Source organism: Spirosoma spitsbergense DSM 19989 (assembly GCF_000374085.1).
GTDB lineage: Bacteria > Bacteroidota > Bacteroidia > Cytophagales > Spirosomataceae > Spirosoma > Spirosoma spitsbergense.
Window position 1 is genome coordinate 1 of sequence record NZ_KB893419.1, and the last position, 14,591, is coordinate 14,591.

Below are 14,591 nucleotides of genomic sequence, written 5' to 3' on the forward strand. Positions count from 1 at the left end.
TTGTCCGGCCTCACGGGCGAGTGGGCAGGTATTCTCGAAAAATTGGCTGGAGAACCTATTACTCTGTGCCTCAGTGGGTAATCTAAACCATCATTGCAATACGTTATAATGAGGGTTTTATTAATCTACCTGAACTGGTCAGGCTGGGCAGAAGAATACTATCCGTAAAACACCAGCACTTATTCAGCTGCGAACTGTACGTATCAGGAAGGTGCTTATTTTTAGGCCTTACTTTATTTGTCATCTATGCTTCGCTCACGCTTTCCCCTCCTTTTTACGTTCCTGTTTTCCCTCTCATTCATCAGTTCGGCCCAGCAATCGCCGAAAAAGATGTCCGGAAATCCCGTGTTTCCCGGCTGGTACGCTGACCCCGAAGGAGCCATTTTTGGCAACAAGTACTGGATTTACCCCACATACTCGGTCCCGTACAATGAGCAGGTGTTCTTCGACGCGTTTTCCTCACCTGATCTGGTCAACTGGACAAAACACAGCCATATCCTCGACTCAACAGCCATCAAATGGGCCAAACGGGCGATGTGGGCTCCCGCTATCGTCGAAAAAGGGGGTCGCTATTTCCTGTTCTTCGGTGCGAATGATATTCACGACGACAAAAAAGAAACGGGCGGCATTGGTGTTGCTGTGGCCGATAACCCCGCCGGTCCGTTCCGGGATTACCTGGGTAAACCGTTGGTTGGGCAGATTCACAACGGTGCCCAGCCAATTGACCAGTTCGTGTTCAAAGATAAAGACGGTCAGTATTACCTGATTTATGGTGGCTGGGGCCATTGCAACATCGCCCGGCTGAAAGATGATTTTACCGGCTTCCTGCCTTTTCCTGACGGCACTATGTACCGGGAGATAACCCCCAAAAACTACGTGGAGGGGCCAATCATGTTCATGCGTAACGGAACCTATTATTTCATGTGGTCGGAAGGGGGATGGACAGGGCCGGATTATTCGGTTGCCTATGCAACCGCGTCATCGCCGTTTGGGCCTTTCGAGCGGGTGGGCAAAATTCTTCAGCAGGACCCGGCTGTGGCAAAGGGAGCAGGGCATCACTCCGTTATTCGGGTTCCCGGACGGTCCAACGCTTCGGCCGACGACTGGTACATCATCTACCACCGTCGCCCCCTGACCGAAACGGATGGTAACCACCGCGAAACCTGTATCGACCGTCTGTACTTTGACGAAAAGGGAGCGATAAAACCGGTTAAAATTACGGTTGACGGCGTCAACGCCCATCCATTGCCGTAGTATCGTGAACAAAATATTAATACCCATACCTATGCTGATCCAGGAAAATGATATTACCCTACCATCCGAAGGGCAGTCTTTGAAAGCGTTCATAGCTCGTCCTGCCGGTGCCGAACCCCGTCCTGCCATCGTTGTGATTCAGGAAATATTCGGTCTGAATGACAACATTCGTCAAATAACCAGCCGCCTGGCGCAGGAAGGTTATGTGGCTCTGGCGCTTGACCTGTATTCGGGTGGGTTTAAACCGTGGTGCGTGTTTCAGTCGGTGCGGGCGCTACTGAGTAGCCATACCGATAACTACGGTACCCGGCACCTTCGAAATGCCATGACCTATCTGTCTCAACAGCCCTACGCTGATGTCAATCGACTGGGCGCTATTGGTTTCTGCATGGGCGGGAATTTTGCGCTGGCACTGGCCAATGAAGACAAACGGCTCAAAACGATTGCTCCTTTCTACAGCATTACCCCCAGGCCCCTGAAAAAGGATGTGTCTGGGTTGTGCCCCGTAGTGGGGTCATTTCCGGGAAAGGACTTCACGACAAAACAGGGTAAGCAACTGGCTATCGATTTAGCAAAGGCGAACATTGCCCACGACATAAAGATTTACCCCGGTGCCAAACATTCGTTCATGAATGACAGTCGCTCATCATTCCATCCTGAGGCAGCCGCCGATGCCTGGCAACGAACACTGGCTTTCTTCCAGATGCATCTCTAGCCTGCCGCCGGTTTGCCAGACCGAAAGGAGGGTAACGGGGTTGATTTTTCGGGGTTATTTACCCGAAAAGGATTCATTGAGGTTGTTCCGTAAGGCGGTTGCTCCCGTACGGATTGAACCCCAATGCTGATTCATCATGGCAAAAAATTGTACCTTGCAGCTTAAATCCCTCGCACTCCATCTGAACTACCTTTGATATAAATTTTTCTGATTATAGTTTAAAACCTTGATTTTATGAGCGAAGTAAGCACTCGTTTTGTGCCAGGCGTTGTGACTGGCGAAGGCGTCACCGAATTGTTCCGTCACGCTAACGAAAATGATTATGCCCTGCCTGCCGTCAATGTTGTCGGTACGGACTCGGTCAATGCCGTACTGGAAACGGCCAAAGCGGTTAACTCACCGGTTATCGTTCAGTTCTCCAACGGTGGTGGTATTTTTTACGCGGGCAAAAGCCTGCCCAACAATAATCAGCAGGCGGCCATTGCCGGTTCTGTTTCGGGTGCCCTGCACGTGCATCACGTAGCCGAATTATACGGTGTTCCGGTCATTCTGCACACCGACCACTGCGCCAAGAAACTCCTGCCCTGGATTGATGGCCTGCTGGATGCCGGCGAAAAACATTTCGATCAGACGGGTAAGCCCCTCTACTCGTCGCACATGCTCGACCTGTCGGAAGAGCCGATCGAGGAGAATATCGAAATCTGCGCGAAATACTTCGAGCGGATGGCCAAGATGGGTATGACGCTGGAAATTGAACTGGGTGTAACCGGTGGCGAAGAAGATGGCGTAGACAACACCGATGTCGATGATTCCAAACTCTATACCCAGCCGTCGGAAGTGGCGTATGCGTACGAAGAGTTGAGTAAAATATCGCCGAACTTCACCATTGCAGCCGCTTTTGGTAACGTACACGGTGTTTATAAGCCCGGCAACGTAAAACTGTCACCCATCATTCTGGACAATTCGCAGAAATACATTCAGGAAGAGTACAGTACCGGGCCACTGCCTGTAAACTTCGTATTTCACGGTGGTTCGGGTTCCAGCCGCGAAGAAATTCGAGAGGCCATCCGCTACGGCGCCGTAAAAATGAACCTAGACACCGACATGCAATGGGCCATGTGGGAAGGTATCCTGAAGTACTATAAGTCGAAAGAAGGGTATTTGCAAACACAGTTGGGTAGCCCCGATGGTCCTGATTCGCCGAACAAAAAATACTACGACCCCCGCGTGTGGCTGCGTAAGGGCGAAGAAAGCATGGTACAGCGCCTGAAAATCGCTTTCGAAGATTTGAATTGCATCAACCGGCTGGCTTAGTCGCTTCCTGGTTTATCGTTTTGTATTTCGGTGGTGTCGGGTTTGAAAACCCGACACTTTTTTTGTGGCACCAAAACGGGCAAACAACCAAAAACCTTGATTAATGCGTAACTTTTAGGAGCAAAACACCGCGATATAATCTATCCGGGAAAAAAAATGACTTTAGCAGAAACTTATGCCTGCATGAAGTAAAACGAGCGATGAAACTGATTTAATCCGGTATACAGGCTTACTCATGAATTTAATCCGTGCTGCGTTACGTAAACCCATTACCATTCTGGTACTGGTGGCCAGTTTATTCTTTTTCGGTATCAACGCTGTTCGTACCATCAAGATCGACATTTTTCCGAACCTTAACCTACCGGTTATTTACATCTCGCAACCCTTTGGGGGCTACACACCCAACCAGATGGAGTCGTTTTTTGGCAAGCAGTACGTCAATCTTCTGCTGTATGTATCGGGCGTAAAGAGTATTGAAACCAAAAATATTCAGAGCTTAACGCTCATCAAATTATCGTTTTACGAAGGTACTAACATGGCGCAGGCGGCTGCCGAAGTCGCTACTTACTCCAACCGGGCTCAGGCCCTGTTTCCGCCCGGGTCGCAGCCGCCGTTTATTCTCCGCTTCGACGCATCCACCCTGCCGGTGGGGCAACTGGTATTGAGTAGCCCCAAACGGACGAACAATGAACTACAGGACCTGGCCAACGTGTATGTACGGTCGGGCTTTACGGCCATTCCCGGTCTGGTAGCACCCGCCCCGTTTGGGGGCAACTCCCGAACCATCGTTATCAAAGCCGACCCCGCCCTGATGCGGTCGCATAACCTCACCCCCGACCAGTTGGTGGCCGCCCTGCGTATCAACAACCAGGCAACCCCGGCGGGTAACGTGCGGGTGGGTGACCTGAACTATTTTACCCCCGCCAACACGACCATCCGCAATATTGAGGACTTCGGCAATATCCCCCTGTATACCGGAACGGTGCAGAACCTGATGTTGAAAGATGTGGCAACCATCTCGGACGGGGCCGATATTACGCAGGGATACGTGCTGGTCAATGGCAAACGCTCGGTGTATATGCCCATTACCAAATCGGCCGATGCCAGCACCTGGGATGTAGTGCAGAAACTGAAAGCGGCCCTGCCCCGCTTTCAGTCGCTGTTGCCCGACGATGTGACACTGACCTACACCTTCGACCAGTCGGTGTACGTGATCAACTCCGTGAAAAGTCTGATGGTAGAAGGGGGCATTGGCGCTATTCTGACGGGACTGATGGTGCTACTGTTTCTGGGCGATGCCCGCGGGGCCCTCATCGTGATTATCACCATCCCGACCTGTATTATTTCCGGCGTGTTGTTTCTGTCCTTATTTGGCCAGACCATCAACATCATGACCCTGAGCGGGCTGGCCCTGGCCATCGGTATTCTGGTGGATGAAAGTACCGTTACCATCGAAAATATTCACCAGCATATGGACATGGGGAAACCCAAAGCACTGGCCATCTGGGACGCCTGTAAGGAAATCGCTTTTTCCAAACTGCTGATTCTGTTGTGTATTCTGGCCGTTTTTGCCCCTGCTTTCACCATGACGGGCATACCCGGTGCGTTGTTCCTGCCCCTTGCACTGGCTATTTCCTTCTCCATGATTACGTCGTATGTGATGGCGCAGACACTGGTGCCGGTGCTGGCCAACTGGATGATGAAAGAAAACACGCACATCAGCAAAAGCCGGGTTCGCCAGTACGCCCGGCTGCTCAGAAAGAAACTAGGACGCAACGGGCGGGCAAGTCAGAATGGAAACGGACGGAGTGAGCACGATATACTGCTGGATGAAAAGCAGGAACTGGCGCACCGCATCGACCTCAACAACACGGGGAAGGTTAGTTTTTTTGAGCGGGTACGGGCGCGGTTTGTTCGCTTCATTGGCCGGACATTACCGTATCGGAAACCTATTGTGCTGCTGTACATTGTTGGTTCGCTGGGCGTGGCAGCCCTGTTGATTTCCATCATTGGCCGCGATGTAATGCCCAAAGTGGATGCGGGGCAATTTCAGGTACGGCTCCGGAATCCCGATGGTACCCGGCTGGAAAAGACGGAAATGAGCATGCTGAAAACCCTTGATGTGCTGTACGGACTGGTCGGTAAAGAAAACGTGGATATCACCTCGGCGATGGTGGGTATGCACGGCGCCCAGTTTTCCATCAGTCCCATCTACCTGTTCATGGCCGGGCCGCAGGAGGCCGTTTTGCAGGTTAGTCTGAAAGAAGACTACGAGGTTGATCTGGACGTGTTGAAAGACCAGTTTCGGGAACGGATAAAAAAAGCCCTGCCCGATGTACGGCTCTCGTTCGAGCCGATTGAGTTGACCGACAAGATTCTGAGTCAGGGGTCACCAACACCCATCGAAGTGAAGGTTTCGAGTAAGAACAAGAAGCAAAACGAAGAGTACGCCAACAAGGTAATTGCCAAACTAAACCAGATTTCGTACCTGCGGGACGTGCAGATAGGGCAGGCAACGCGTTACCCAACCATCGACGTAACCATCGACCGGGCGCGGGCGGCCCAATTGGGGACGGATATTTCGGCCATTTCCCGCTCCCTGATAGCCTCCACTTCCTCGTCGCGCTACACGGATAAAAGTGTCTGGATTGACCCTAAATCTACGCAGTCTTACAGCGTTCAGGTCCAGGTACCGGAAAATCAGATGGCCAGCATAAACGACATTGGTGAGATACCCATTTTGCCCAATAGCAACCGCCCGGTGCTGAGCGATGTGGCCACGCTGCGAAAAGGAACGACCTATGGGGAAAATGATAACATCGGGGCTATTCCGGTGCTATCTGTAACGGCCAACCTGAATGATATGGATTTAGGTACAGCCACAACCGACGTGCAGACCGCCATCAACTCGCTGGGCGAATTGCCGCGCGGCATGACGGTCAATTTGCAGGGTCTGAGCGTCGTGCTGACCGAAACCCTCGAAAGCCTGCAAAACGGATTACTAGTCGCCATTGTGGTTATTTTCCTGATGCTGGCCGCCAATTTCCAGTCGTTCAAAGTTTCACTGGTCGTTTTATGTACCGTTCCCGCCGTACTGCTTGGCTCGCTGTCACTGCTGATGCTCACCGGCTCAACCCTGAATCTGCAATCGTACATGGGCATGATTATGTCGGTGGGGGTGTCTATTTCAAACGCGGTGCTGATGGTGACCAACGCCGAAGAACTCCGGATGCGGAACGGTAATGCGCTGCAATCGGCGCAGGAAGCCGCTTCCATTCGTATCCGGCCCATTCTGATGACCAGTGTGGCCATGGTGGTGGGTATGATTCCGATGGCATCAGGCCTGGGCGAGGGTGGTTCGCAGGCGGCACCGCTGGGCCGGGCCGTCATTGGTGGACTGATTTCCTCCACATTTGCCGCCTTGTTTATTTTGCCGCTGGTTTTTGCCTGGGTGCAGGGGAACACCTCCACCGAATCGGCTTCGCTCGACCCTGAAGATAAAAACAGTAAATATTATATTCCCTCTCTGTATGAATCGGCCAATTAACCGTTCACTTTATACTATACTGGCCGTTTCCGGTAGTCTGTTCATTGCCAGCTCACTGGTTGGCTGTCAGACAACGGAGGGCAAAAAGGACGCTCCCAAAACGGATGTTTCCCAAACGGATGTTTCCAAAAAGGAAACGGCTGCCGAGGCACCTGCTGCGGTGGAGGTTTTTGCGCTCAAACGGGGGCAACTCTCTTCCTCACTCCAGGTACCGGGCGAGTTAGTAGCTTTCCGGGATGTGGACATCTACGCCAAAGTAAGCGGGTTTATCAAAGCCATGTATGTTGACGTTGGTTCGGAGGTTAGACAGGGCCAGTTACTCGCTCTGGCCGAGGCTCCCGAATTAAGTTCCCAACTAGCCTCCGCCGACTCGAAACTGAAAGCCCAGGAAGCGCTCTCCATCGCCAGCAAAGCCAATTATGAGCGCATACTGGAAGCCAGTAAGTTCTCCGGTGCCGTATCTAAAAACGATGTTGACCAGGCACTGGCCAGGCGGAATGCCGACAATGCCCAACTGGAAGCGGCAAAATCAGCCTACCGCGAAGTAGGTGACCTGAAGCGCTACCTACAAATACGGGCACCTTTCAGCGGCATCATCAGTGCCCGTAATGCCAGCACGGGTGCGTACATCGGGCCATCGGGCAAAGGGTCGGAGTTTCCGTTGTTTGTACTGACCGAACAGAAAAAACTGCGTCTGGTCATCTCAATTCCGGAAGCCTACACCGGTTACGTTGACCAGAATGACCCCATCAGTTTTAGTGTCAAGGCATTCCCGGATAAGAAATTTACCGGCCAGGTAAAACGGCAGTCGGGTACACTGGATAAACGACTGCGGTCGGAGCGGGTAGAGGTAGACGTGCAGAATGATGATAAAAAACTGCTGCCCGGTATGATTGCCGAAGTGACGGTGCCATTGCCCACAAAAAACAGTACCCTGATTGTACCGGCATCGGCCATTGTCAATGCATCGACCGGCGTTTTCGTTATTCGGGTGCGCGACCATAAGGCGGAGTGGGTACCCGTTAAAAAAGGCCTCGAAGCGGATGATAAAGTCGAGATATTTGGCCCGCTGGCCGAAGGTGATTCGCTGGTAACGACCGCAACCGAAGAAACCCGTGATGGTTCACCGGTGAAGTAATCAAAGCGGTTCCTCGCTCTTGATTCGAAACAGTGCCCCTTCCACCAAATCGTCGATCCGAATCTGGCAGGCCAGCCGGCTATCAAATTCAGCGTCGGGCAGGGTATCCAGCATATCCAGTTCGGCATCCTGCGGTGCGGGCAATGCATCGAGGCCCTTCACTACCTGAACGTGGCAGGTGGCACAGAGAGCCATGCCCCCACACGTAGCGAGTATGGTATAGTCCGACGCTTTCAGTACTTCCATCAGGCTCAGATTTATGCCTTCGGGAATTGCTATCGGCTGGCGCTCGCCGGTACGGTCTTCAACGGTGAATTGAATCATGTTGATTGGTTGTCATGGATGGTCATTCAATAGTCATTAGGTTGTCTTCGTCAATGACCACCAATGACTAAAAATGACCATAGAATGACGTTTAAGAAATAGAATGACGGTTAAAAAATAGGTACGCCGTTGACGGTCGTGTATTTGAAACTCAACTTCTGGCTGGGGTGAACGTAGCGAAAGGCACTTTGGCACATGAGCGCGGCCTCGTGGAAACCACACAGGATTAGCTTCAGTTTGCCCGGATACGTATTGATATCACCAATAGCGTAAATTCTTTCGACGTTCGTGGAGTAATCGGTTGTGTCAACATGAATGGCCGATTTATCGATGGTGAGGCCCCAATCGGCAATGGGGCCGAGTTTGGGCGTAAGGCCGAAAAGGGGAATCAGGTGATCGGCAGCAAGGGTAGTTACGGTTTTGTCTTTGGCCGTAATGCTGACTTCCTGCAAATGACCGTTGCCGTTGATGCTGGTGATAGTCGATTGAAGCACCAGATTGATACGGCCCTGACTCGCCAGGTTGAACACTTTTTCCGCCGAATCGGGGGCACCCCGAAACGTGTCGCTCCGGTGGATCAGCGTTACCTCGCTGGCTATATCAGCCAGGAAAACCGTCCAGTCGAGGGCCGAGTCGCCACCACCCGCCAGCACCACCCGGCGATTTCGCAATTGCTCCGGATTCTTCACCATATAGGCAACGCCTTTCCCTTCAAAGCGTTCGAGGTTGATAATGTCGGGCTTACGGGGTTCAAAACATCCTAATCCTCCGGCAATGACTACCACCTGACAATGGACACTTGTGCCGTCACTGGTCGTTACGATGTAGGAGCAATCCGGTTGTTTGTCGAGTCCTTCCACCCGTTCGCCGAGCGTGAATCCGGGATTGAACGGGGCGATTTGCTCCATCAGGTTATCGACCAGCGCCTGCGCATTAATGGCCGGGTAGCCGGGAATATCATAGATCGGCTTCTGCGGGTATATCTCCGAAAGCTGCCCGCCCACCTGTGGCAGCGCATCAATCAGGTGGCACCGCATTTTCAATAAACCGGCTTCAAAAACGGCGAATAAGCCCACCGGACCCGCGCCAATTATACAAATATCTGTCGTTATCATTTGACTGGAAGATAGCCCTGCTCTAGTCGATAGCCCGTCAGGTTTCCTCGCTGTAGTGTGCTGTAAAGGTAGCGGCCTGCCTACCATCGAAGGCTATCACAAATCAGAATGAGGGATAAGCAGATGGAATAAGGTGTATCGGATAATCAGTACCGTCGCCACCAACTTTCTGGTGATCGTTTTTCATGGCCGGATGGGCGTTGAAGCCAGGCATCATACTAATTGACTGAACTTAGCTTTTCCCATATCGGTTAATTAGATCAACCCCGTCTTTTTGGTTCGCTATACTTTGTACCCTTTCATATTGGGTGTTGGCCTTTCTTTGGCAACAGGTTTATGCCTGATTTTCTGCTTCTTGACCCACGGTTAGCTTTACCACCTCTATCTAGTCCTCATGATATTTATAAGAAAATTCATTATTCCTACTCACTCCTTATTCCTTCCGTTCATTACTCTATTGGTTGTAGTAAGTGCCATTTCCGCATCCGCACAGCTATTCACTACGGGTGCCGATGATACGACCAAAGTAACGCTGGTACCGCAACGGCCGGCCGATTCACTGGGTCGCCGAACGCCACGAGGCACTGTGCTGGGGTTTGTCAAAGCGGTAGGGCAGGAAGACTACGTTCGGGCCGCCCGGTACCTGAACCTGCGTGGTATCACTAAAAAAAGATCGGCTCAGTCAGGACCCGAACTGGCACAGGCTTTGCAAAAAGTGCTCGATCAACGGAGTAATATCATTCCCCGAACACTCATCAGTAACGACACTACCGGTATCATCAATGATAATTTAGGTCCTACTCTGGATCTGATAGGGACTGCCGAAGCCAATGGTGAAAAAGTTGATATTCTGCTCGAAAAGATTGAAACTCCTGCCGATGGCCCCATCTGGCTGTTTTCCTCGGAAACCGTGCAGCGGATGCCGGCCCTGAGCGAAAAACTCGATGGCTTCACTATCGAGAAGGTACTTCCCGGATTCCTGACTGACAATAAGTGGAGTGGTATACCCATAGGTCATTGGCTGGCCATGTTTGTGCTTGTCGTACTGGCTTATCTGCTGGCAGGGGTTATTGCTACGCTTCTGGTCGGCCTGTTACGGATTTCCTGGAAAAAAGCGAGGGAGCCACAGGTAGCGGAGGTTGTTCAGGCGTTTGTACTGCCCAGTCGGATTTATCTGGCCGTGTGGCTCTTTGTGTTTGCCAGTCAGAATATCGGCGTATCCATCATCATCCGCCAGAAATTCAGCGATATTACCGTAGTAGTAGGATTAGTGGCTTTTCTGTTGCTGCTGTGGCAACTCATCGACGTGGTGTCGCAGTACGCCAGACGGTGGCTGCTCGAAACCGGGCAGCCCGGCCGGCTCTCCGCCGTGCTTTTTGTCAGGCGGGGTATCAAACTCGTCCTGATTGCCTTTGGCATTATTTCGGTGCTCAATGTGTTGGGCTGGGACGTAACGACCGGGCTGGCTGCTATGGGAATTGGCGGTATCGCGCTGGCACTGGGTGCGCAGAAAACAATCGAAAACTTCGTGGGTAGTATCACCATCATTGCCGACCAGCCCCTGCGGGTGGGCGACTTCTGTAAGGTGGATGATACCGTCGGCACGGTGGAACAGATTGGTATGCGCTCGACCCGTATCCGCACCGTTAACCGGACCATCGTGGTGGTACCCAAAGGACAGCTGGCAGCGCTGAAAATAGAAAACTTTGCCTTCCGCGACCGATTACTGTTTAATCCCACCCTTCAGTTACGCTACGAAACGACGCCCGACCAGATTCGTTATGTGCTGGCCGAACTCCGGGCGGTGCTGCGCAATCACCCGAAGGTAAATCCCGACCCGGCGCGGGTGCGCTTCGTGGCACTGGGTGAAAACTCACTGGATCTGGCCGTTTTTGCGTACATCAACACGAGCGATTTCAACGAATTCCTGGCGATACAGGAAGACCTGATGCTGCAAATGATCGACGTCGTAGACGATAGTGGGACCGGTTTTGCCTTCCCTTCTCAAACGCTCTATATGGGGAAAGATAAGACGATGTCGGAAGAAAAAAGCCGCGAGGCCGAACGGAAAGTGCGCGAATGGCGGGAAAAAGATGAGTTACCGGGTCGTGCGTAAGCCCCACTTTATGGCAGGGTCACTAACTTGATCTACACCCATTTCATCCTCTGCCTATAATTGACGAGCTTACCACACAAACGGCCGTTTCTGTCTGGAAACGCTCCGTCAACCTGAAGCAGAAAATCATGTCACGTCTCACGCACGTTCCTAACAGGGCAGTAGGCCGGTTGGCTACTTTATCATGGCTTGCCCTGTCAATTTTACTACTGAATACCGGGGCAACATTCGGTCAGGCACCACCCGATGCCGATATTTTTCTTGTCGATCTGACCTATAAAGGCCAGGGCATTCAGGTCAGTAATCTAATCAACATCACTCAGCGGAAAGGGTACGATAATCAGCCCTCCTTCACGCCCGATGGCAAGTGCCTGCTGTACACCTCCATGCGGGAAGATGAACAGACTGATATTTACCGTTTCGACCTTCAGTCAATGGCAACAGTGCCGCTAACCCAAACGCCTGAAGGCGAATACTCTCCCACCGTTACGCCTGATACTGATTACTTTTCAGTCATTCGGGTGGAGAGCGACAAAACGCAGCGTCTGTGGAAATTCCCGATATCGGGTATTGGTGCCCCTGTGCTGGTACTGGAAAACGTGAAGCCGGTGGGGTATCACTGCTGGCTCACGCCCGATTCGCTGGCGCTGTTCATCCTGGGAACCCCAAACTCACTGCAACTGGCCCGCGTCAGTACGGGCGACACTGCCCGGATGTGGGAACGTATTGGCCGTTCACTCCATAAAATTCCGGGCAAAAAGGCACTGAGCTTTGTACATAAACGTACCTCTGTTGATTGGGAAATCAAACAACTTGACCTGCAAACGAATCTGATTACCGTTATTGCCCCTACGCTGTCGGGCAGTGAAGATTTTGTCTGGACACCCGGTGGGTTATTACTGATGGCACAGGGGGCAGGTTTGTACGTGTTCAACCCAAAAATCGACCTCCGCTGGACGCAACTGGCCGACTTCAGTTCGGTTGGTATCAAACAAATAACCCGGCTGGCCATCGACCCGGAAGGTAAAAAACTAGCGTTGGTGGGGCAGTAAGTTAGCTGGAAACGGAGATTTATAACACACGAGGGGGTGAACGGCACGGGTCGTTTTCTACCTACCTGTCCTCACTGATTATCAGTAAGCTGCCGGGTTACCCACTCAACAGCCCGCTGATGCCTATAGTCAAACCATTGCTGCCTGAAATCGCCTGAGTTATCAATCACAAACTTGAACTCCCGGAATGGTCCCCGTTTGTTGAGTGCCCGAAAAAGTGCGTCCTGCAAGGGCAGGTTCGTTAGTTGTTCGGCAAAGTCCACCATTACCCGATAGGAGTCGCTGGAACCCATCGCTTCAATTTCAACGTACTCATCCCGATTGGTTTCCAACCGCTCGTTTTCTTCCTCAAATTCCTCGAAATCGGCTGCGGGAAACTTCAGGGTATCGGGGATAAAGATAAGCTCACCGGTTGTTTGGTGGCAAAAGGCCCGGAACCCACAATCCAGTTGCTCCGCAATCTCATTAATTTGTTGCCTGTCAAATGTCGCCATATGATTAGTGCGTATGACCACTGCGCTCATGGTTTTTTCTTGTTTTCGCCTTTTAGCCAACGCCAACGGGGGCTGATGACGACTGTAGGAGCCTTTGCGCCCCTGCCCGGATGGGCTGAAAGCGTTGAATTTGCGGCCTGCTTCCTGTTGACGGAGACCCACCCACGCAAAATTCTAAGCGGCTACCAAATGTACCTGCCTTAGTTCGTTGGCAAGCTGGTGAACTGCTGTTTCAATCCGCTTCACCTGCTCAGCCGATGGAAACTTTGTTTGAGATTTGTAATGCCGAAGTAGAGATGGGTTTAGCCCAGCATAATCGGCAATTTTGGAAATTTTCAAGTAAGCGTAGTGCTCAAAAAAGGCATAAAGGTCATATGCTAAATCAAACTCCACATGATCTACATCATGAAAATCCAGCAGAAGCTGTCTCATGTTCTGTTGTAAAGCTTCCACCGTATCGGCCTGATCGACAATCAGGTTGTCTTCATACGTCAAACGGCCCCAGAAACCTGACTGACTTTCTTGTTGGGTACCCGCTTCAATAATAAGTTGAATCCGTTCCATATTGTGAGTAACTGCTTATTTCAGACCAGCTTGTTTAAGAATAGAGTTGAGCGTGCCGATGGGTAGATCGCCTTTATGGATGGCTACAGTAACTTTGCCGGATTTGGTAGGATGCACCAATTGTAAGTGGCTTCCTTTCTGGATTCTGTCAACCCAACCATCCTCATAAAGCAACTTGAGAATCTCTTTAGCGGTCATGTTCAATTATCTAAACCGCTAAGGTCACATTTTTGTGCCATCTCTATAAACAAATTGGAGTTATAAATACTCTCCATTTGCCTTGTCGAACCAGACCTGCTTAATGAGCCAATGCGTGACTGTATGCACGCTTACCCTGTAGACGGAAAGCAGACAAACGAGTAAAAAGCCTGACCTCTTCGGCCTGCAACCTGTTGTCGGAACGCTGGTAATCACGCACTTTATGAACACACGCACAACACCCCTGAGTGTTGATGGTGGGCACACAAGCTAACAGAAACGAACGTACCTGAACCTTTACACACTCAGTCAGTTGGGCTGAAAACCTTCCTTCGGGGGCGAGCAACCTGTCGCAGGAGACGACCCCACGCCGAGCGGAATCGCTATATACTTCTGATTTAGGAGACGATTAATGGATACTGTTCGATGGCTTCTCTGTACTTTGAGTTGAGGTAATCCATTGCGTTAGGAAGTTTAGTCAGGTTGAACGCATTTAAAAAAGGGTGAGTAACTTGATCAGATAATTGTCGTCCCAGCCCGCCAGCTTGCGTCGGCTTTTAAGACTCTCTTTATCATCCATTCGATGCAAGAGTTGAAGGGCCATCTTGCGGACAGTGGCAAAATTCTCTGCCCCGTTGCCCACCCGGATTCGCTGTTGATCTTCATGAAAAACCATGTCCAGGCACCAGTGTAACTGATTCTCGATGCCCCAATGATGGCGAACCGCCGAGTTAAAGTGAGCAGCAGGCAATACTAAATC

The 14,591-nt window shown here is 51.4% G+C and carries 13 protein-coding genes; 7 read left to right on the forward strand and 6 right to left on the reverse strand.

Annotated features, from left to right (window positions below; genetic code table 11):
* The first annotated feature begins 246 nt into the window (after positions 1 to 246).
* The 5 genes from B157_RS0105460 to B157_RS0105480 all read left to right on the forward strand — a co-directional run bounded on the left by B157_RS0105460 (position 247) and on the right by B157_RS0105480 (position 7,968).
* Positions 247 to 1,254, forward strand: coding sequence for a glycoside hydrolase family 43 protein (locus tag B157_RS0105460; RefSeq protein WP_026308513.1), 1,008 nt, complete (start codon positions 247 to 249; stop codon positions 1,252 to 1,254).
* Positions 1,255 to 1,285: 31 nt separating this feature from the next.
* Positions 1,286 to 1,969, forward strand: a complete 684-nt coding sequence (locus tag B157_RS34515) for a dienelactone hydrolase family protein (RefSeq protein ID WP_020602363.1) — start codon at positions 1,286 to 1,288, stop codon at positions 1,967 to 1,969.
* 234 nt (positions 1,970 to 2,203) lie between these two features.
* Positions 2,204 to 3,283, forward strand: coding sequence for a class II fructose-bisphosphate aldolase (fbaA, locus tag B157_RS0105470; protein ID WP_020602364.1), 1,080 nt, complete (start codon positions 2,204 to 2,206; stop codon positions 3,281 to 3,283).
* A gap of 235 nt (positions 3,284 to 3,518) precedes the next feature.
* A complete protein-coding gene (locus B157_RS0105475; RefSeq protein WP_020602365.1) occupies positions 3,519 to 6,830 on the forward strand; it encodes an efflux RND transporter permease subunit in 3,312 nt (1,103 codons plus the stop codon).
* Positions 6,814 to 7,968 carry an efflux RND transporter periplasmic adaptor subunit gene (locus B157_RS0105480; RefSeq protein WP_020602366.1) on the forward strand — a complete coding sequence of 385 codons (1,155 nt, stop codon included), beginning with the start codon at positions 6,814 to 6,816 and terminating at the stop codon, positions 7,966 to 7,968. Before B157_RS0105475 ends, B157_RS0105480 begins: the two co-directional genes overlap by 17 nt.
* On the opposite strand, the gene B157_RS0105485 is transcribed toward B157_RS0105480, so the two are convergent.
* Entirely contained in the window at positions 7,969 to 8,292 is a 324-nt protein-coding gene (locus B157_RS0105485) for a 2Fe-2S iron-sulfur cluster-binding protein (RefSeq protein ID WP_020602367.1), read from the reverse strand.
* 110 nt (positions 8,293 to 8,402) lie between these two features.
* On the reverse strand, positions 8,403 to 9,407 hold the full coding sequence (locus B157_RS0105490) for an NAD(P)/FAD-dependent oxidoreductase (protein WP_020602368.1): 1,005 nt from the start codon (positions 9,405 to 9,407) through the stop codon (positions 8,403 to 8,405).
* Between the two features lie 394 nt (positions 9,408 to 9,801).
* Here B157_RS0105490 and B157_RS0105495 point away from each other — a divergent pair, with 394 nt between their 5' ends.
* Positions 9,802 to 11,523, forward strand: a complete 1,722-nt coding sequence (locus tag B157_RS0105495; RefSeq protein ID WP_026308514.1) for a mechanosensitive ion channel family protein — start codon at positions 9,802 to 9,804, stop codon at positions 11,521 to 11,523.
* A gap of 128 nt (positions 11,524 to 11,651) precedes the next feature.
* Entirely contained in the window at positions 11,652 to 12,575 is a 924-nt protein-coding gene (locus B157_RS0105500) for a TolB family protein (protein ID WP_041951916.1), read from the forward strand.
* A 71-nt stretch (positions 12,576 to 12,646) separates the two neighbouring features.
* On the opposite strand, the gene B157_RS0105505 is transcribed toward B157_RS0105500, so the two are convergent.
* The 4 genes from B157_RS0105505 to B157_RS34520 all read right to left on the reverse strand — a co-directional run.
* A complete protein-coding gene (locus tag B157_RS0105505) occupies positions 12,647 to 13,069 on the reverse strand; it encodes a UPF0158 family protein (protein WP_020602371.1) in 423 nt (140 codons plus the stop codon).
* A gap of 174 nt (positions 13,070 to 13,243) precedes the next feature.
* Entirely contained in the window at positions 13,244 to 13,633 is a 390-nt protein-coding gene (locus tag B157_RS0105510) for a hypothetical protein (protein WP_020602372.1), read from the reverse strand.
* 15 nt (positions 13,634 to 13,648) lie between these two features.
* Positions 13,649 to 13,831 (reverse strand): type II toxin-antitoxin system HicA family toxin, encoded by a 183-nt coding sequence (locus B157_RS0105515; protein ID WP_020602373.1) that lies wholly within the window; start codon positions 13,829 to 13,831, stop codon positions 13,649 to 13,651.
* 493 nt (positions 13,832 to 14,324) lie between these two features.
* The coding region (locus B157_RS34520; RefSeq protein WP_020602374.1) for an ISAs1 family transposase at positions 14,325 to 14,591 on the reverse strand (267 nt) is incomplete at its 5' end.